This is a genomic window from Arthrobacter parietis (assembly GCF_039530425.1).
GTDB lineage: Bacteria > Actinomycetota > Actinomycetes > Actinomycetales > Micrococcaceae > Arthrobacter_D > Arthrobacter_D parietis.
This window is the reverse complement of sequence record NZ_BAAAON010000001.1, coordinates 226,041-243,404: the sequence shown is the minus strand read 5'-3', so window position 1 is coordinate 243,404 and position 17,364 is coordinate 226,041. Positions and strand designations below refer to the sequence as shown.

General features: G+C 62.3%; 20 protein-coding genes. 9 read left to right on the top strand and 11 right to left on the bottom strand.

Annotation, left to right across the window (positions count from 1 at the left end):
- Positions 1 to 2 precede the first annotated feature (2 nt).
- The 8 genes from map (at position 3) to ABFX19_RS01065 (ending at position 5,238) form a co-directional block, all read left to right on the top strand.
- The gene (gene map / locus ABFX19_RS01100) at positions 3 to 827 is read left to right on the top strand and encodes a type I methionyl aminopeptidase (protein ID WP_346027194.1); all 825 of its coding nucleotides are present in this window, start codon (positions 3 to 5) and stop codon (positions 825 to 827) included.
- Positions 828 to 1,059: 232 nt separating this feature from the next.
- Positions 1,060 to 1,281 (top strand): translation initiation factor IF-1, encoded by a 222-nt coding sequence (infA, locus tag ABFX19_RS01095; protein ID WP_019481515.1) that lies wholly within the window; start codon positions 1,060 to 1,062, stop codon positions 1,279 to 1,281.
- A gap of 21 nt (positions 1,282 to 1,302) precedes the next feature.
- Entirely contained in the window at positions 1,303 to 1,416 is a 114-nt protein-coding gene (gene rpmJ, locus ABFX19_RS01090; protein ID WP_024475611.1) for a 50S ribosomal protein L36, read from the top strand.
- Positions 1,417 to 1,582: 166 nt separating this feature from the next.
- Positions 1,583 to 1,960 carry a 30S ribosomal protein S13 gene (rpsM, locus tag ABFX19_RS01085; protein WP_056544063.1) on the top strand — a complete coding sequence of 126 codons (378 nt, stop codon included), beginning with the start codon at positions 1,583 to 1,585 and terminating at the stop codon, positions 1,958 to 1,960.
- A 49-nt stretch (positions 1,961 to 2,009) separates the two neighbouring features.
- Complete coding sequence (gene rpsK / locus ABFX19_RS01080) at positions 2,010 to 2,411, top strand: 30S ribosomal protein S11 (protein ID WP_026545640.1); 402 nt, start codon at positions 2,010 to 2,012, stop codon at positions 2,409 to 2,411.
- Positions 2,412 to 2,566: 155 nt separating this feature from the next.
- The gene (locus ABFX19_RS01075; protein WP_056544066.1) at positions 2,567 to 3,577 is read left to right on the top strand and encodes a DNA-directed RNA polymerase subunit alpha; all 1,011 of its coding nucleotides are present in this window, start codon (positions 2,567 to 2,569) and stop codon (positions 3,575 to 3,577) included.
- Between the two features lie 65 nt (positions 3,578 to 3,642).
- Positions 3,643 to 4,275 carry a 50S ribosomal protein L17 gene (gene rplQ / locus ABFX19_RS01070; protein WP_346027193.1) on the top strand — a complete coding sequence of 211 codons (633 nt, stop codon included), beginning with the start codon at positions 3,643 to 3,645 and terminating at the stop codon, positions 4,273 to 4,275.
- A gap of 21 nt (positions 4,276 to 4,296) precedes the next feature.
- On the top strand, positions 4,297 to 5,238 hold the full coding sequence (locus ABFX19_RS01065) for a tRNA pseudouridine synthase A (protein WP_346027192.1): 942 nt from the start codon (positions 4,297 to 4,299) through the stop codon (positions 5,236 to 5,238).
- A gap of 109 nt (positions 5,239 to 5,347) precedes the next feature.
- Here ABFX19_RS01065 and ABFX19_RS01060 read toward each other — a convergent pair whose 3' ends face one another.
- On the bottom strand, positions 5,348 to 6,778 hold the full coding sequence (locus ABFX19_RS01060) for an HNH endonuclease (protein WP_346027191.1): 1,431 nt from the start codon (positions 6,776 to 6,778) through the stop codon (positions 5,348 to 5,350).
- 108 nt (positions 6,779 to 6,886) lie between these two features.
- Complete coding sequence (locus tag ABFX19_RS01055) at positions 6,887 to 8,542, bottom strand: sensor histidine kinase (RefSeq protein WP_346027190.1); 1,656 nt, start codon at positions 8,540 to 8,542, stop codon at positions 6,887 to 6,889.
- Positions 8,543 to 8,801: 259 nt separating this feature from the next.
- Here ABFX19_RS01055 and ABFX19_RS01050 point away from each other — a divergent pair, with 259 nt between their 5' ends.
- Positions 8,802 to 9,581, top strand: a complete 780-nt coding sequence (locus ABFX19_RS01050) for a response regulator transcription factor (protein WP_277359589.1) — start codon at positions 8,802 to 8,804, stop codon at positions 9,579 to 9,581.
- Positions 9,582 to 9,599: 18 nt separating this feature from the next.
- Here ABFX19_RS01050 and ABFX19_RS01045 read toward each other — a convergent pair whose 3' ends face one another.
- The 9 genes from ABFX19_RS01045 to ABFX19_RS01005 all read right to left on the bottom strand — a co-directional run bounded on the left by ABFX19_RS01045 (position 9,600) and on the right by ABFX19_RS01005 (position 17,220).
- Positions 9,600 to 10,055 (bottom strand): Hpt domain-containing protein, encoded by a 456-nt coding sequence (locus ABFX19_RS01045; RefSeq protein WP_277359588.1) that lies wholly within the window; start codon positions 10,053 to 10,055, stop codon positions 9,600 to 9,602.
- 108 nt (positions 10,056 to 10,163) lie between these two features.
- Positions 10,164 to 11,048 carry a type II secretion system F family protein gene (locus ABFX19_RS01040; protein WP_346027189.1) on the bottom strand — a complete coding sequence of 295 codons (885 nt, stop codon included), beginning with the start codon at positions 11,046 to 11,048 and terminating at the stop codon, positions 10,164 to 10,166.
- A gap of 9 nt (positions 11,049 to 11,057) precedes the next feature.
- Complete coding sequence (locus ABFX19_RS01035) at positions 11,058 to 11,987, bottom strand: type II secretion system F family protein (protein WP_346028016.1); 930 nt, start codon at positions 11,985 to 11,987, stop codon at positions 11,058 to 11,060.
- A gap of 10 nt (positions 11,988 to 11,997) precedes the next feature.
- A complete protein-coding gene (locus ABFX19_RS01030; RefSeq protein ID WP_346027188.1) occupies positions 11,998 to 13,497 on the bottom strand; it encodes a TadA family conjugal transfer-associated ATPase in 1,500 nt (499 codons plus the stop codon).
- Positions 13,494 to 14,696: a CpaE/TadZ family protein gene (locus ABFX19_RS01025; protein WP_346027187.1), complete on the bottom strand. Its 1,203-nt coding sequence runs from the start codon at positions 14,694 to 14,696 to the stop codon at positions 13,494 to 13,496. The genes ABFX19_RS01030 and ABFX19_RS01025 overlap by 4 nt, the downstream gene beginning before the upstream one ends.
- A complete protein-coding gene (cpaB, locus tag ABFX19_RS01020; RefSeq protein WP_346027186.1) occupies positions 14,693 to 15,457 on the bottom strand; it encodes a Flp pilus assembly protein CpaB in 765 nt (254 codons plus the stop codon). The genes ABFX19_RS01025 and cpaB overlap by 4 nt, the downstream gene beginning before the upstream one ends.
- Positions 15,457 to 16,488 carry a pilus assembly protein TadG-related protein gene (locus ABFX19_RS01015; RefSeq protein WP_346027185.1) on the bottom strand — a complete coding sequence of 344 codons (1,032 nt, stop codon included), beginning with the start codon at positions 16,486 to 16,488 and terminating at the stop codon, positions 15,457 to 15,459. Before ABFX19_RS01015 ends, cpaB begins: the two co-directional genes overlap by 1 nt.
- A complete protein-coding gene (locus ABFX19_RS01010) occupies positions 16,476 to 16,829 on the bottom strand; it encodes a TadE family protein (protein WP_428831019.1) in 354 nt (117 codons plus the stop codon). Before ABFX19_RS01010 ends, ABFX19_RS01015 begins: the two co-directional genes overlap by 13 nt.
- A gap of 115 nt (positions 16,830 to 16,944) precedes the next feature.
- The gene (locus tag ABFX19_RS01005; RefSeq protein WP_346027183.1) at positions 16,945 to 17,220 is read right to left on the bottom strand and encodes a Flp family type IVb pilin; all 276 of its coding nucleotides are present in this window, start codon (positions 17,218 to 17,220) and stop codon (positions 16,945 to 16,947) included.
- Between the last annotated feature and the right edge of the window lie 144 nt (positions 17,221 to 17,364).

The following is a 17,364-nucleotide window of genomic DNA, read 5'->3' as shown; positions in this document are numbered from 1 at the left end:
CGATGTTTCGCCAGCAGCGGGTCGAGTACAAGTCGGCAGATCAGATCCGGACCATGCGGGCGGCGGGCCTCGTGCTCTCCGACGCCCTGGACCAGGCGGTCGCTGCCGCACGGGTAGGCATGTCCACCCTCGAGCTGGACGCGGTGTTTGCCGGCGTTCTCAAGGACGCTGGCGCCACCTCCAACTTCCTCGGCTATCACGGCTTTCCCAACAGCATCTGCACCTCGGTGAACCATGAAGTTGTCCACGGCATCCCCGGCGGGTATGTGCTGCAGGACGGTGACATCATCTCGATCGACGGCGGCGCTATCGTCCGCGGCTGGCACTCGGACTCCGCCCGTACGGTGATCGTCGGTACGCCACGTCCGGAGGACGTGTACCTGTCAAGGGTCACTGAGGAAGCCATGTGGCGGGGGATCGCTGCCCTGGCCACCGGCAAGCACGTTGGGGACATCGGCGCAGCCATCGACGACTACGTCTCGGCAGCGGAAGGCCCGGCTCTCGGTATCCTGCAGGACTATGTGGGCCACGGCATCGGTACGGAAATGCACCAGTCCCCGGACGTGCTGAACTACCGCAGCAGCCACCGCGGCCCCAAGATCAAGCCGGGGCTGTGCCTCGCGATCGAGCCCATGCTGGTTCAGGGACGTGTAGAAACGGCGGTCCTGGACGATGACTGGACTGTGGTCACTGTTGACGGCAAGCGCGCCTGCCAGTGGGAACACACTGTGGCAGTTCACGACGGCGGCATCTGGGTTCTCAGCGCAGCTGACGGCGGCGCCGCGAAGCTGGCGGAACTGGGCGTTACCGTCGCTCCGCTCGACTGAGGTTCGCTGGAACCACGCACGGCAGAGCGGCCGGATTTAACTTCTGGCACGCCGTAGCGTAGAGTTATTTGTTGGTTGTCGCTACTTTTGCGCCCTTTTGCGCCCTTCCTCCGAACGGATCGCTCCGTTGCGGGTGGAACGGGATCTCGCGATGCCGGGTGGGGGAGTCAGGCAATCAAAACCCCTAGACCGACCGCCGAAGCAAATGGCGGCACAGAAGTTAGCGGAGGATATGGCCAAGAAAGACGGTGTCATTGAGATTGAAGGCACTGTGAACGAGGCTCTGCCCAACGCGATGTTCCGCGTTGAGCTGGCCAACGGACACATTGTTCTAGCCCACATCTCGGGAAAGATGCGTCAGCACTACATTCGAATCCTCCCCGAGGACCGGGTGGTAGTGGAGCTTAGCCCTTACGACCTCACCAGGGGTCGTATTGTCTACCGCTACAAATAAGAACGAACGCAAAGGATAACCATGAAGGTCCAGCCGAGCGTGAAGCGGATTTGCGATAAGTGCCAGGTGGTTCGCCGCAAGGGCAACGTACTCGTAATCTGCGAAAACCCGCGCCACAAGCAGCGCCAGGGCTGAATCCTCTCTTTTGAGGGTCACCCACGCGTAGTAACACCACAATAAAAAGCAGTGCAGGGCAAGCCCTACCAGGTAAGCCCACACCCCCGGCACGGAGGCCGGGGACCGGAGATCATCCGGGCCGCACTGTTTCAGACCTCCGGTCATCAAAAGGAGAACCGCCACTATGGCACGTCTCGCTGGCGTAGACATTCCCCGCGAAAAGCGGGTTGTCATTGCGCTTACCTACATCTACGGCGTGGGCAAGACCCGTGCAGATCAGACGCTCGCAGAGACCGGGATCAACCCGGAAACCCGAGTGAAGGATCTTTCTGACGCTGAGCTCGTACAGCTCCGCGATTACATTGAAGGCAACTACAAGGTCGAGGGTGACCTCCGCCGTGAGGTAGCTGCAGACATCCGCCGCAAGGTGGAGATCGGCAGCTACGAAGGCATCCGGCACCGCCGCGGCCTTCCTGTGCGTGGACAGCGCACCAAGACCAACGCGCGTACCCGTAAGGGCCCCAAACGCACCGTCGCAGGCAAGAAGAAGGCCGGCCGCTAGTTCTAGCGGTTGCCCATAGCCACCACCCAAAACCTTCGTAGGAGAAGTAATGCCCCCCAAGACTCGTGGAGCGGTGCGTAAGCCGCGTCGCAAGGACAAAAAGAATATCGCCTTCGGTCAGGCGCATATCAAGAGCACGTTCAACAACACCATCGTCTCGATCACCGATCCCAGCGGAGCTGTTATCTCCTGGGCTTCGGCTGGCGAGGTCGGATTCAAGGGCTCACGCAAGTCCACCCCCTACGCTGCGCAGACCGCTGCCGAGGCCGCTGCAAAGCGCGCCCAGGAGCACGGCGTCCGTAAGGTCGACGTATTCGTGAAGGGTCCGGGATCCGGACGCGAGACCGCGATCCGCTCGCTGCAGGCTGCCGGCCTTGAGGTTGGCTCCATCCAGGACGTTACCCCCAGCGCCCACAACGGCTGCCGCCCGCCGAAGCGCCGCCGCGTCTAAGTAGCTCCCTTGGCTCCAGGCTCGCCCGCGCTTCACCGGAAGTGTGGGCGGCTTGGGGCTGACTGTCGTTTAGCTACTGAGTTCCGCTCTCTAGCTTTCCCTTTCCACCATTTGTGTTGCGTCATATAGCGGATGCTCCCTGAAAGGAAATGTAAGTGCTCATTGCACAGCGCCCCACCCTGACTGAAGAAGTAGTCGCTGACAACCGTTCGCGGTTCGTCATCGAACCGCTGGAGCCCGGTTTCGGCTACACCCTCGGCAACTCGCTTCGCCGTACGCTCCTGTCCTCGATTCCCGGAGCAGCTGTCACCAGCATCCGGCTCGACGGCGTGCTGCACGAGTTCACCACCGTTCCCGGTGTGAAGGAAGATGTCACTGAGATCATCCTGAACGTCAAGAACCTGGCGGTGTCCTCCGAGCATGACGAGCCCGTGGTTGCCTACCTGCGCAAGCAGGGCCCCGGCGTCGTCACTGCAGCTGACATCGCTCCGCCGGCCGGTGTGGAGTTCCACAACCCGGACCTGCACATCGCAACCCTGAACTCGAAGGGCAAGTTCGAGCTTGAACTGACCATCGAGCGTGGCCGCGGTTATGTCTCTGCTTCGCAGAACAAGTCCGGTGACTCCGAGATCGGCCGCATTCCGGTTGACTCGATCTACTCGCCGGTCCTGAAGGTGACCTTCCGCGTGGAAGCCACCCGTGTTGAGCAGCGCACCGACTTCGACCGCCTGATCGTAGACGTCGAAACCAAGGACGCTATCGCTCCGCGCGATGCCGTTGCTTCGGCAGGTACCACCCTGGTTGAACTGTTCGGCCTCGCCCGCGAGCTGAACACCGCCGCTGAAGGCATCGAGATTGGCCCTTCGCCCAGCGACGCCGCTCTCGCCGCTGACATGGCCCTTCCGATCGAGGATCTCGAACTGACAGTTCGTTCCTACAACTGCCTCAAGCGTGAGGGCATCCACACCGTGGGTGAACTCGTTGCACGCTCCGAGGCTGACCTGATGGACATCCGCAACTTCGGTGCCAAGTCCATTGATGAGGTCAAGGCAAAGCTGGTTGACCTGGGTCTGTCCCTGAAGGATTCCCCTCCAGGGTTTGACCTTGCAGCCCGCGCCGCTGCGATTGAAGAGGACGACGACGCCTACGGCGACGAAGCACTCTAAACGTTAGAAACCTGGTGCCGCTTTAGGATGCGGCCTCGGGCACATTTATGAGGAGATAACACATCATGCCCACACCCACAAAGGGCCCACGCCTCGGTGGCGGTCCGGCGCACGAGCGCCTGATGCTCGCCAACCTGGCCGCCTCGCTGTTCGAGCACAAGCGCATCACCACCACGGTGACCAAGGCAAAGCGGCTTCGCCCCTACGCCGAGCGCCTGATCACCTTCGCCAAGAAGGGTGACCTGGCCTCACGCCGTCGTGTCCTGGCTGTCATCAGCAGCAAGGGTATCGTCCACGAGCTGTTCACGGACATCGCCCCGGCTGTTGCTAACCGCAACGGTGGCTACACCCGCATCACCAAGATCGGCAACCGCAAGGGCGACAACGCTCCCATGGCTGTCATCGAGCTGGTGCTGGAGTCAGTTTCCGCCAAGCAGGCAGTGGTCGGCGAGGCTGAGCAGGCTGCCGGTAACGCCGCTGCCCGCGACGCTGCAGCTGCTGCACCCGTAGCGTCGGCTGAGTCCGCAGATTCACCGGAATCGGCTGAGTCCGCAGAGTCCGCTGAATCGGCACCCTCGGCAGCTTCGGCTGACGAGGTTGCGGCAGAGGACACCACGGTAAGCGCCTCTGAGGGCGACGCCGAGGAGACCGTTGTTGTTGAAGAAGGCTCCGTGCCGGAAGCAGACGAGAAGAAGTAGTTCTTCTGCTCTGCTGAACACATGAACGAACAAATGCCCGTCATCCCGTCCGTGGATGGCGGGCATTTGCGTGTTCGGATCGATTTAGCGTACGACGGCGGTCCGTTCTCCGGTTGGGCTGTCCAGCCTGGTCTGCCAACAGTTCAGGGCACAGTGGAATCGGGTCTGGGGTTACTTTTTCGGAGACGCGTGCGCCTGACCGTTGCCGGCCGGACTGATGCGGGCGTGCACGCACGCGGTCAGGTGATCCACATCGATCTCGAGCCGGGGGAGTGGTTTGCGTTGAGCCGGGGCCGGGACATCGATCCCGCGTTGGCCCTGAAGCGTCGCCTGCAGGCCACCGTGAACCGCTACCTGCCGCCCGGCGCTGCCGCGCGTACCGCCTATGCGAGCAATCCGGCGTCACCCGTTGTGGTGCGCGCTGTGCGGCTTGCTCCGGCGGGCTTCGATGCGCGGTTCTCGGCGTTGTGGCGCCGGTATAGCTACCGGATCGCTGATCGTCTTGACAATCAGGATCCGTTGCACCGCAGCACTGTGCTGTGGCACTCGGAGGAACTGGACGAGGGCTTGCTGAACGAGGGGGCCCGGCCATTGCTGGGGCTTCAGGACTTCCGGGCATTCTGCAAGCCCCGGGTGGGTGCCACGACTGTTCGGGAGCTGCAGCGATTCGAGTTTGAGCGGGAACCGGATGGTGTTCTTCGCGCAACCATCCAGGCCGATGCCTTCTGCCACAACATGGTGCGTGCGCTGATCGGTGGCGCACTGCGGGTGGGAAGTGGTGAGGAACCGCCGGAGTGGATGGGGGAGCGGCTGCGTTCCCGTCAGAAGGACTCGCGTTCTGTCCTCGCTCCGGCGCATCCGTTGGTGCTTGAGGAAGTGCGATACCCGGACGACGCCGCCGAGCTGGCCTTGCGTGCGGAGCTCACGCGGGCGAAGCGTGATCACGTTCGGGGCGATGCCTGACCAGCTGGCAGCGCAAGACCGAGGGGTCGGCGGCGCCTCGCCTGGTCGCGCACGCGGCCGTTCCGTTAGAAGGGCGGTCACGCTCCGGCCGGCGCACGTGGCCGTTCCGTTAGAAGGGCGGTGCCTGTGCTTGGGCGTGGATCGGCTCGGGGTGGGTGGTGTAGGTCCTTCCGGTGAGGGAGGTGGACACAATGGTGCCTTCGACCGGTTGCCGGTGTTTCCAGAAACCCATGGTTTTGAACAGGTGATGGCGTTTACAAAACGCCCCGAGGTTGTCTGCGCAGGTTTCTCCGCCCTGGGACCATGGTGTTGTGTGGTCGATTTCGCACCGTACCGCTGTCCGGTTGCAGCCGGGATGTCGGCAGGTCTTGTCCCGCACCCGTACCCAGTCCTGCAGGTCTTTGGGTGGTTTGTACCTGGTCCTGCCAACCGAGAGGACCGCTCCGCTTTCCGGGTGGGTCAGCAGCCGTGTGAATGACGGCGCGTGGCCGGCAAGCTTCCGGGCCGTGTCCGGATCGATGGGCCCATATCCGTCGAGTTCGGCGGGCTCATTCCCGCCGAGCAGGGTCATCACCGGCACGGTGACGAACACCCGCGCAGCCACACCGCGATACCCATCAGAGGAAGAACCGCCAGAGGACCCGGCAGAGGACCCAGGAAAAGGCACGGAGGAGGCCCCGGCACTTGGTCCGGAGGAGGAACCGGACCCCAAAGCGGGCTGGCGGTTCGCTGTGGTGGTCGTCGGGTCGGTGGCACAGGTGTGGGTGAGCAGGTCCGAGAAAATATCTGCCCGCAACTGACCAAGCGTCCGCGGCTCGTCCGGGCCGTTCAAGGTCCGGGCGGTGCCGTCGATCCGGTGCATGATCCCATACGCTTCCTCGGCGGGCAGGTAGGCGCTCAACCACGCCATGCCGTCGCTGGCGGGATCCACGGCGACGGAACGTTCACGGATTTTCTTTTCCCGCCGTACGGTCAGGGCTTCGGGGTGCATCAGTTCACGCAGCCGCCGGGCACGGTTGGACAGCTTCGCCACCGTTGTTCCCCGTGCAATTTCGAGGAGTTGCTCCTCGAAGTCCGGGATCTCCTGCTCGGGAACACCGCAGCTTTCCTGCGCCACAGTCAACGCGTGCCGGCGGGAGATCTTCCCGAGTTGCAGCGCTTCGACGGTGGCGGGAAAGAAGTTCACCAGCAGCTTCGACTGCTCAATCAGCTTCCCGGCCGAGGCGTCCGGGATCCGCAGTACCGGCCCGATCTCAGCGGCCGCGAGGCTTTCCCCGTACTCCTGCGCAACAAGGGTGCCGTATCCGTCTTCCATGAGGGACCCTACAGTGAGCTCGGCTATGTGGGTCAGCAGCTTCGCTTCCTGCGCATCGACCCAGGCCCGCAACGTAGCGAGTTCCTCCACACACTCAAGCGACGCCACAAGATCCCGCTTGGTTACCGGATGATGCGACAACTGCCCAGCTAACGGGCCCATGACCGAATCCGACGCCCACAACGCCGTCTCCTCAGACACCCAACCCGAACGCTTCCCCGCCATGAAAACATTCCATCACCCGCCACTGACAAAACCGCCCGACGCCCAAACACAGCCGCCAAGACAACCCAGCCCGGCACGGAAGGCTCCGAAGAGTAGGCCCCGAAGAAGCTAGTTCTGCTCCGACCGGTGGAGCGGCAGGGTCACCGTAAACGTGGTTCCGGCACCTGGCTGACTGCTGCACCGGATGGTCCCGCCGTGGCTGTCGACGATCGCCTTGGTGATGGATAGGCCAAGCCCCACGCCCGGAATGGACGACTCCCGGGCCGCAGCAGTGCGGAAGAACTTGCCGAAAATCTGTGTGGTCTCATTCGGCGACATCCCGATGCCGGTGTCCTGCACTTCGAGCAGAGCCGCGTCGCTGTGCTGCCGTGCGCGTACGGTGACCGTGCCGCCGTCGGGCGAGTATTTGATGGCGTTGGAAATGAGGTTATCCAGCACCTGGCGGATCCGCAGCGGATCCGACGTGGTCCACAGGATGTCGGGAACATCCGCCTTGAGGGTCACTCCGGTGCCTGCGGTCTGCGGCCACGCCGATTCGATGCTGTGCTCAACGAGGCCGGTGAGATCGGTTGGCCGCAGATGGACGCTTGCGGCGCCGGACGCGGAGGCAAGCAGGTTGGACACCAGCGCGTACAGCCGTTCCGCGTTGCGGCGGGCAACGCAGAGCTGGTGGGTGACGTTTTGCGGGAGGTCGTGATCGTCGTCGAGCACCAGGTCAAGATGCCCGATGATCGAGGTGAGCGGCGTCCAGAGTTCGTGCGACACGTTGGACACGAAGTCCTCTTTGGCGCTCAGGGCCTCCACCATGTCCGTCACGTCGTTGGAGACGATCACGGATCCGGTGAACCGGCCGTCGCCGTCTTTCATGGCCGTCGCGGCCGTAGAGACGGCGCGCTGGTTGTCCTTCGGCCCGAGCCACACCAGATAGTTGGCGAACGTCTCGCCGGCTGCGGCCCGCTGCACGGGATACCGGGCGGTCGCCACGGGAGTGGATTTGTCCGCAGCGTAAAGGTGGCTGGCGCCGTCGTCGTTGGTATTGCCTGCCTGGACGAGGAGGTCATAGGAGCGCTGCTGGCGGTTGGTGTGGGTGCGGTTGCCGCTGGCGTCGAGGGCTACGAGGCCGACGTCGATTGTGTCGAGGATGGCTTCGAGGAGCAGCTCGCGCTCGTTGTTTTCACCCTGGAGGCGGTCTACCTCGGCCTTCGATGCTTCGAGTTTGCGCTGGCTGTAGACGGAGTTCATGCTTGCGAAGCGCAGCGAGGTCCACACCGTAGCCATGGCCACACTCAGCAGCACGGCCGTGCCGACCTGGCTCAGCGGCGCGAGCCCCAGCAGGGGAGCAACGCCGAGGATGAGGAACGGGCCTGCGAAGCTGGACAGCAGGCTCAGTGACGGCTTCATCCCGGACGCAGACAGCCAGATCACCGGGAAAATGGCCAGGAGGCTCAGGCCCGGAAGCACCTCAGCTGCGCCATTGCGGGTCAGCGAGATGGCCACGAAGTCCAGCAGCGGGATGGCTACGTAGGAACCCTCGCGGAACTTCTCCCATGGAGCCAGGAAGGCCGCCGCCAGCAGGCCCGCGTGCAGGAGGAGCCCACCAAGGAACAGGGGATCTACCAGTAGGGAGGGTGCCACGATGGCAGCGATGATGGCAATGACGGCCACCAGGAGCGCCAGGGGCAGCTCGCAAAGCCCTACCCGAGTGCGGAATTGCAGGTTCGAGTAGGCGCGCTTCACTTTCAGGAACATCACGCGATCGCTCACGGTGCCGCCTTGGCGCGCGCACACAGAACAGTAGGGACATGCCTCCGAGACCAGGACATACCATCCATTATGTGGCCACTTGATACAGCAGAAGGACCATAACTCCTAACCGGTTCACAAAGTTCCGATATTGTGACCGTAAACACCTTTGCACGCGTATGCTGTGTAGCACGTTGCGGCGGTTCACTGCTCGTCGCGGTGTTTCGTCCTTTTGTGATGAACTGAACAACCACAGTTCTGTCGGGGCCAGGAGGAGATAGTGCCAGATCCAGGTGTGGCGGTAGTCGTCGAGGATGATCTCGACGTTCGCAACCTTGTGAGCACGGTGCTCACGCAATCGGGATTCGTTGTCCATACCGCTGCTGAGGGCCGCGATGGCGTGGCAGCGGTCAAGGAGCATAACCCGACGCTGGTTACCCTCGACGTAGGGCTTCCGGACATTGACGGCTACGAGGTGCTTCGCCGCATCCGCGGTCTCAGCGACTGCTACGTGATCATGCTGACCGCGCATAACGAGGAGATTGACACTCTGACCGCGCTGCAGTCCGGCGCCGATGACTTCGTCACCAAACCCTTCCGCCCGCGTGAACTGCGGGCGCGCATCGCCGCAATGCTGCGCAGGCCGCGCGGCGGACTCAGCGAGGAACAGCCAACGACGACGACGGCGCCCGCCGCTGAGGAGCCAAACCTTCCGCCACGTCCGGATTCAGTGCTGCGGCACAACGGCCTCGAGCTGGACAAGGACACGCGCACCGTCACCGTTCGCGGTGAGGAACTGGTGCTGACCCGGAGCGAGTTCGATCTGCTGCACGAGTTGCTGCGCAGCTCCGGCGCTGTGCGGACCAAGGGTGACCTGGTGCGCGTGGTGCGGGGGCAGTACTACCGGACGGATACGTATATCAGCGAAGCCGATGAGCGGGCCATTGAGGTTCACATCGGAAACCTGCGCCGAAAGCTGGGGGAGGACTCGCGAAGTCCCCGCTGGCTGATGACCGTGCGGGGTGTGGGCTACCGGCTGGTGCCCCGGCGCGTGGACTGAGTTTTCAGGGCTTAATTCTTACGGCTTGTTGAGGTGCAGCAGTCTTAGCTCACGCATGGTGCGTACTCCGCATCGGTGAACATGTGGGAGTGCAGCCTCAGCCTCTTCCAGTTTGCCCTCACGGAGCAGTTTTTCCAGCGCGCTTGCCAGCGTGACAAGCTGGGTGGCTCCAACCATGGTGGACGTGATCTTCAGGCTGAGCACGGCGTCGAGTGAGGCGGCCTGGTTCCGGCGCGCAATGGCGGAGGAGATTCGTAGGTCGCGTTCGTCCCAGACGGCAACGTAGTCGCGCACAAACGCCCGGGCGGCGGCGGGGCTGTCGAGCTGATCCTCGAGGTCATGGAGCACGTTGGGATCCACGAGAGGTGTCCTGTCTACACGGTGGCTGCCGCCTGGGGCTCTCCGCGGCTCAGCGCCGACGGCGCGCAGGGACTCTGCGTCGTCGTCATCTGCGCTGGGGCGGGAGAGGGCCATGGGCTAACGCTACTTTCACAAAATGGGAGAAAAGCGGGAATTGCATGATGCTGTGCAAACATTGCGGAATTCTTCGGCTTGCGTACTAACTGGATTTGAAGCTTGGGGTTACGAACCGCTGAACGTCGCGATTGCGTTAATGACTGCGGGTCCGAGAATGATGATGAACAGCACCGGGAAGATGAAGAAGAGCAGCGGAAAAAGTACCGTGACCGGCAGTTTCATTGCCTTTTCCTCGGCACGTTGGCGCCGCTTCACCCGCATCACCTTGGCCTGCGTGCGGAGCACGCCGCTCAGGGCGATGCCGTACGCGTCAGCCTGCACAATGGCTTTCACGAAGCTGCGCAGTTCAGGGATGCTGGTGCGGTCTGCGAGGGCGAGGTAGGATTCGCGTCTGCTGCGCCCCACCTGCATGTCCTGAAGGGTCCGGACCAGTTCCTCTGCGAGAGGGCCCTTACCGGTTTCGCCTGCGCGCTGCATTGCGCTTTCGAACCCGAGGCCGGCCTCTACCGAGATGAGCATCTGGTCCAGCGTGTTCGCGAGTTCCAATTGCATGGCCTTCTGCCGTTCCTGGCCCTTGCTGTAGAGCAGAAGGTCTGGGATGAAGTAGGCGAGGACAGTCACGAAGAGCGCCAGCATCGTGATCATGGGCTTCTGGGCAGCGCTTGCCATGAGGTAGCCGAGTCCGGCTCCCACCAGGCAGAGTGCCGGCTTCGCCCCGAGTACCTTGCCGAGCGGCATGGACGCCGGTCTTCCGGCCAACGCGAGGAGCTTGTCCAGCTTCTCCACGTACGAGGACGGCGTGAGCCTATAACCGAGGCGCGCCAGAGAGCCGGAGGAAGTCTTCTGAACATCGTCCGCAGCATGGAGTCCGCGGCTAAGGTTCGCCTGGATCGTCTTGTAGGTCTTGTTACCGGGAGTGAGCAAAGCCCACCCCAGATAGCCCAGGGGCGCAGCGACGAGGAACAGGGATGTCAACAACACTGGATTCACGCCGGCCTCCTAGAACTTCAGATCGATGATTTTGCGGAGCCACAGGCAGCCGATGGTCATCATGACCACGGAAGCGCCGATCATGACCCAGCCGAGCGGATTCTCAAACAGCGGGTTGATATAGCCCGGGCTGACCACCGTGAGCATGCCGCCGATGGCGAACGGAAGCGCTACGAGGATGTACGCCGAAAACTTGCCTTCTGCCGCCAATGCCCGGATCTGTCCCTTGATTTCGCTGCGCTCACGGATGGTGGCACCAACCTGATCGAGGACATCAGCAAGGTCGCCGCCGACTTCACGGTTGATCTGGATTGCCTGCGCGATCCACGCGAAGTCTTCACTTTCCATGCGCTTGGAGGTGTCCGTCAGGGAGGCGAGGAGATCCTTGCCCAGACTGGTTTCAGTGACCACCCGCCGCATCTCATCTGAGGTAGGTGCGTCAGCTTCAATGGCGGCAGCATCAATGGCCCGCAAGATGCTGTGCCCCGCGCGCAGACCGCCTGTGAGGAGCTGAAGGGTGTCACCGAGCTGGGCATCAAACTTGGAGCGCCGACGGGCGATCCGAAAGATCAGGGCGACATGAGCGACAACCGGAGCTAGCAGGAAGAAGAGAATGCCCAGCAGTGGACCACCCACCAGCAGGCCGAGCGCCAACCCGGCGATGCCGCCGGTGACGACGAGCAGGAACATGTCGGCCTGAGTGAGCCGTACGCCGGCCGTTTCCAGGAGCTCCGGCCGGTACAGTCTCTGCGGGCGCTTCTTGAGGAAACGTTCCATGGCACGGACGGCGGATCCGGCGAACTTGCTGAGCTGGGAGTCCGACTCCTCCACCGGCGGACGACGGCGGTCCAGCGGAACTGCTGACTGTGCAGGACGAGTGGCGAAGAGCAGGAGGCCGAGAGCTGCGAGGCACAGCCCCGCACCATACAGGAACAGCAGCGTCATCGGCTTACCTCTGCCCGATCAGCGCAGCACCAAACACGGCGGGGGACACAGTGATGCCCAGGTCCTCGAACCGTTCCATGAAGCGCGGTCGGATGCCGGTGGGGATCGGCTTACCAAGGAAGCGTCCGGAGGAGTCAACGCCGGCGGAGTAATCAAAGACGAAGGCGTCCTGGAGGGTGACTACGTCGCCCTCCATTCCCTGTACCTCGGTGACATGGGTGATGCGGCGGGTGCCGTCACGCAGTCGTGAAATCTGGATGACCAGGTGAACAGCGGAAGCAATTTGTTCGCGGATAGCTCGTAGTGGCAGATCCATGCCGGCCATGAGAACAAGAGTCTCGAGCCTGGCGATCGCGTCGCGGGGCGAGTTCGAGTGCACAGTCGAAAGGGAGCCGTCGTGGCCGGTGTTCATGGCCTGCAGCATGTCGAGCGATTCCCCGCCACGGACCTCACCGATGACAATGCGGTCAGGGCGCATACGCAGCGAGTTGCGCACGAGGTCACGGATGGTGACTGCGCCCTTGCCCTCTGTATTGGGCGGTCGACTTTCGAGGCGCACCACATGCTGCTGCTGAATCTGCAGTTCCACAGCGTCCTCGATGGTGACAATGCGGTCGCCATGGGGAAGGAACGAGGACAGCACATTGAGCAGCGTCGTCTTACCCGTGCCGGTGCCACCAGAGACGATGATGTTCAGCTTGGCCTTGACGCACGCGTCAAGCAGCTCGGCCATCTCCGGTGTGAGGGTTCCGAAGCTGATCAGGTTCTGAACCGTCAGTGGAGTCTTGCTGAACTTTCGGATGGTTAGCGAGGATCCGTTTACAGCCAGCGGAGGAATGACGGCGTTCACACGCGAACCGTCCTCCAGACGCGCGTCAACATACGGCGAGGACTCGTCAATGCGGCGGCCTACCTTGGAGACGATGCGCTCGATGACGCGGCGCAGGTGCTCCTCGGACTTGAAGCTGGTGTCGGCGAGCACAAGCTGACCGCGACGTTCGATGTAAATCTGGTCGGCGCGGTTCACCATGATCTCGGTAATGTCTTCGTCGTCGAGTAGTCGCTGGAGTGGTCCGTATCCGAGGACGTCGTCGGCGACGTCCTGAATCAGGCGCCGGCGCTCGTCTGGAGTCAGCGGCACCTGCTCCGCGTCGATGACCTGGCTGAGCTCTTCGCGCGCGGCTGCGCGGAGGTCCTCTTCCTTCAGGGTTGAATCGCTGAAGCGAGCGCCCATTCGCTCATACAGCGCTTCGGCTGCCCGCTGTTTAATGCCGGCGAAGACGTCGACGCGGGCGGCCACCGGCGCTTCCGGTCCGGTGGAGGTTCCGGAGCCGACGACGACGGCGCCCTGGAACACCGGCTCGGTCGCCTCACCTGCGGCGTGCGTCGGCACCGAGTGCGCGCTGGTGCCAGTAGCAGCGGACGCAAGGACAGAAGCCGTCGGCGTGGGAGCTGCCGCAGGGGTCGACCCGTTGGCTTGATTGAGACGATCGGAAAGTTTCATCGGATGACGACCCGCCGGTGGGCTTTACGCTGGTTGCCCTGCCGCCACTCCGGGGTGAAGCGCTGGACCAGTCCGTGGAGGTTTTTGGTGGCGGGGTCGCGCACTTCCTCCTGCAGCAGGGGAACACCGCGGTTCGTGGCGAGGGACAGCGCCCGGGAACGCGGAATCGAGACGTCGACCGGTGCGCCGAGGGTTGCCTCAATGTCCTGAACAGACAAGCCGGTCTTGGAGTCTGCAAAGTTGAGGACCACATGACGGGTTTCGGGGATGAGATTGAGCTTGTTGAGGATATCCAGGCCTGACCGAAGGCCGCGGACGCTGGGCACATCCATGCCCGTGACCCACACCGCATCGGTCGATTGTTCCAGAGCAGCGAGGCTGTGCTCGGTCAGTCCCGGGCCGGTGTCGAGGACAACGTACGGGAATTCAGCGCTGAGCTGCTTGATCAATGCGCCAAGCTGTTCTGCAGAGATGCTGTCGGCATCCGCCGGATTGCTGGGAGCGCACAGTGCATAGATACCCGAGGGGTGAGGTGTCAGAAAGGCCTTGAGCACCATGGTGTCGGAACTCGCTGAGCTGGACACCGCGTCCCGGACCGAGTACTCCGGGTTGAGGTATAGGTTCGATGCCACGTCGCCGAACTGCAGGTCAAGGTCTACGAGGACCACGCCCATGGGAGCAACCTTGCCGAGACCGACGGCGATATTGGAGGCGATGGTTGTCTTGCCGACCCCACCCTTCGGTGAGAAGACGCCGATGACCAGCCCGTGCTCCTGCTTGGCAGGGGCGACAGACTGAACGAACTCGGCACGGTGGCGGCTGGCGAAGGCCTGGCAGGCGCGCTCCAGCAGCAGACGCACACTGGGAATGTCAGCCGTTGGGTCGACGACATCGCGGACACCGGCCCGCATGGCGGCGAGTGCGACGCCGGAGTCTTCCGGCGCGACGAGCACCATGCTGAGGTTCGGGAACCGAACGTCGACGATGGTTGCAAGTCGTAGTGCACCGTCCACAACCATCCCCGGACCGAGAATCAGGACTTCAGGCTGCTGGACTGACAGCAGATCTAACAGGTCGCCGGGCTGTGGCAGGAGCGCTGGCTTGACCGCGAGTACTTCGCCGGGCAGGCCGGCAGCGGTGGCCAGACGGACCTTCTGCTCGAAGGCGTTGTCCGCTGTGATGAGGAGAAAGCGGCTCATCGGTACAGCTCCTCGTCCTTGACAATGAGCGGGGGAGCGTCATTCTCGGCGACTGTAGCTTTGCTGAGCCAGATTGACTCGTATTCGCTAGCAAAGACGAGGCGTGATGCTTGATCCGGGGTTAGAGCGAGAGTCACCATCAGGGAACCGGTTGGCAGCGCTGCGGCTGCAGCGGCTGCCGCGTCTTCTTCTGTCGCTTCGGGATCGGCTGGCGCTGGTTCGGGTGCGCGCTGGACCGCCGAAATAAGCACCCGCGGCAGCAGGAGTTGAGTGGATTCTTCTTCTGGCGCAGCTACTATGCCGCTGTCCGATTTTGATACGAAGACGCCAACGAAGTCACCAGCCTCCACCCTTCCCCCGGCGATACGCTGCGGTTCGACAAGAATCGATACCTCGTGCAATCCGGCAGGCACTTCTACAGACCCTGGGGTTTCGAGATCTTCCGGCTTTACGAGTCGTTCCGTGATCAAATGTTCACCCGGCACGAGGTCTACTGCTGTAACCAGCCCCGCAGAGCTGTCAAGGTTGGCGAGGGCAGTATCTGCCACAGATGCGTCGGGAAGTTGGGTTGTGGCTACCGATGCGGTCAGTTCTGCTACGGGTGTGCCGGCTGGCACAGCGGTCTGCACAATGAGGACATCAACCGGCTCGAGTTCCTGTATTGCGCGGGCATCTGCGCGGTTGGCGTAGCTGAACACCATCACGGCCCCGACAAGGGCAAGGACTATTGCGGCGATTCCGGCTATCAGGCGGGACTTCATCAGGGTGCTCCGAGTGTGAGTTGAACAACATTGGTGCCATTGACGTTGGGTGCGCCCATTGTGTAGCCATCGGCGAGTGAGACATATTTGACGAACTTGCCGACAATTCCACGGCAATCGTTTGTGCACGCGGCGGAGCCAACGTCGGTCGCCGTGTTGTGGAAGGAATTGCCTCCGCCACTGAAGTACCAACCGTGGACCTCATAGGCGGCGAACGATTGGAGATCGTAGACGGCGCCGCTGCCGGTTCCCGTTACTTTGTAGAACACGGGCAGGACCACGATTGGGTAGGTGCCCGCGTTTATAGCTGCCTTCCACCTGTCCAATGTGGCGGTGCAATTGCTTGGTGCGGCATTCCCGGGATTGCTGTCCGCTTCGTCGAAAGCAATATCGATCAGGGCGCCGCAATTACCGGGGTCCGGTGCCAGCCAGCCAAACCCGCCGGGAACGGTTTGCCCTGAAGGACCGTAATTGCAGTCCGGGTTGGCATTCGAACCGTGGCTCTGCAGAACCTGCAGACCACCTCCAACGTGTCCTTGAACTTGGCAGATCGAAAAGGCGATGGGAAACGGAGTCTCGCCTGCAATGGGACTTCCCCAAGCGGCGGAGGAGGTGACTGTCACTTCAGCGTCATCAAAACCAAGAGCTCGGGCAAATAGGAGTGAAACCTTATTGGATGTTGTGCCTGCTTCAAGCGCACCCGCCGTTACCGACACTTTCCCCGCAGTTTTGTTTAGCGTGACATTGCTGGGATTGCTTTGGTTGTCGAGTGCGTTCGCGTCAACCATTTGCTTCGCAAGAGAGCCTGACATGATTGACGTACTGCATTTGGTGTCTTCCGAGTTATACGCACAGGTTTGAGCGATGCTCAGGGCTGCCGCGTCGGCACCGTTGCGCAGCTGGGCTTTTTCCGCGTATAGCATCCCGACATCCACTGCGATTGCGGCGAAACCAAGCAGCGCGACCAACAGGATGGCAACGATGACGGCAACAGCACCGCGCTCGTCGCTCTTCTGGTTCATCCGCCGCATCGCATGGTTCCTTTGCCGGTCATCGTAAAGGGGCCAGCGATACCAGTGAGGCTAGGCAGCTGGTACGAAATGACGAATGTGGTGTTGGTGGTAGTCGTGCCTGTCGTGCTGGCCGGGCAGGCTGTGGGAGCAGGACTGAAATTGGTAAGGGTCAGTTCGGGCTTCAGAGTCGAAGCTGCAGCCGTGGCGGCTGCTCGCGCTTTGACCGGATCATTGGTGATGGCCATGGCACGCGCACCGTCGCGCGCTGCGTTGGTCAATGTGACTTGGGCGTTGTACGCCCGACCGAATTCCATGATGCCGAGTAGCAGGAGGACCAGCACCGGAAGAAGCAACGCCATTTCAACTGCGACCGCGCCCCGATCTCTGTTTCCTACCACCAGGTTCACCTTTCATCCGTTGACAGAAAACGGGCCTGGGGGAACATCGGTGCTCGCCCAGGCCCGTCAATCAGTTTTAGGCGCAGCCTTCGGCTACCGCAGCGACTGCTGGGGTAGATCCTGAGGCGGGCACAGCGGGCGCAGCAGCGGTGAACGTCTTGCCTGACATGGTGCACGCGGCACCCTTGAATGTGTTAGTAAGCTGCGTGCCGAGCAAAGTGACAGCAACGATGATTGCGATGGCAATGAGGGCAACCATGATGCCGTACTCGACGGCGGTTGCGCCGGTCTCGTCGCGGTTGGTGCGGGCCTTGATGGTGGACTTGGCGTCTGCCAGGAATGCTACGAGCATTTGGGTTTCTCCTGTACGAGATGGGCGGCTGGCCCATCGCCAGCTCTGCCAAAAAAGTAGCAGTGGAAATCCCCGAAAACTCCAAGATTGAACCAATCCTGAGCGAACCCTAACCGGGGTAGCTTTTTATGTGTGTATCCTGCG

Excerpts from the sequence above, each read along its gene's own strand:
- cpaB (WP_346027186.1), bottom strand. The coding sequence starts at position 15,457 with ATGAAGTCCCGCCTGATAGCCGGAATCGCCGCAATAGTCCTTGCCCTT.
- ABFX19_RS01060 (WP_346027191.1), bottom strand. The coding sequence starts at position 6,778 with ATGGCGGGGAAGCGTTCGGGTTGGGTGTCTGAGGAGACGGCGTTGTGG.
- ABFX19_RS01030 (WP_346027188.1), bottom strand. The coding sequence starts at position 13,497 with ATGAAACTTTCCGATCGTCTCAATCAAGCCAACGGGTCGACCCCTGCG.
- ABFX19_RS01065 (WP_346027192.1), top strand. The coding sequence starts at position 4,297 with ATGAACGAACAAATGCCCGTCATCCCGTCCGTGGATGGCGGGCATTTG.
- rplQ (WP_346027193.1), top strand. The coding sequence starts at position 3,643 with ATGCCCACACCCACAAAGGGCCCACGCCTCGGTGGCGGTCCGGCGCAC.
- rpsK (WP_026545640.1), top strand. The coding sequence starts at position 2,010 with ATGCCCCCCAAGACTCGTGGAGCGGTGCGTAAGCCGCGTCGCAAGGAC.
- ABFX19_RS01005 (WP_346027183.1), bottom strand. The coding sequence starts at position 17,220 with ATGCTCGTAGCATTCCTGGCAGACGCCAAGTCCACCATCAAGGCCCGC.
- ABFX19_RS01010 (WP_428831019.1), bottom strand. The coding sequence starts at position 16,829 with ATGGCGTTGCTTCTTCCGGTGCTGGTCCTCCTGCTACTCGGCATCATG.
- map (WP_346027194.1), top strand. The coding sequence starts at position 3 with ATGTTTCGCCAGCAGCGGGTCGAGTACAAGTCGGCAGATCAGATCCGG.
- rpsM (WP_056544063.1), top strand. The coding sequence starts at position 1,583 with ATGGCACGTCTCGCTGGCGTAGACATTCCCCGCGAAAAGCGGGTTGTC.
- infA (WP_019481515.1), top strand. The coding sequence starts at position 1,060 with ATGGCCAAGAAAGACGGTGTCATTGAGATTGAAGGCACTGTGAACGAG.
- ABFX19_RS01025 (WP_346027187.1), bottom strand. The coding sequence starts at position 14,696 with ATGAGCCGCTTTCTCCTCATCACAGCGGACAACGCCTTCGAGCAGAAG.
- rpmJ (WP_024475611.1), top strand. The coding sequence starts at position 1,303 with ATGAAGGTCCAGCCGAGCGTGAAGCGGATTTGCGATAAGTGCCAGGTG.
- ABFX19_RS01015 (WP_346027185.1), bottom strand. The coding sequence starts at position 16,488 with ATGCGGCGGATGAACCAGAAGAGCGACGAGCGCGGTGCTGTTGCCGTC.
- ABFX19_RS01045 (WP_277359588.1), bottom strand. The coding sequence starts at position 10,055 with ATGGCCCTCTCCCGCCCCAGCGCAGATGACGACGACGCAGAGTCCCTG.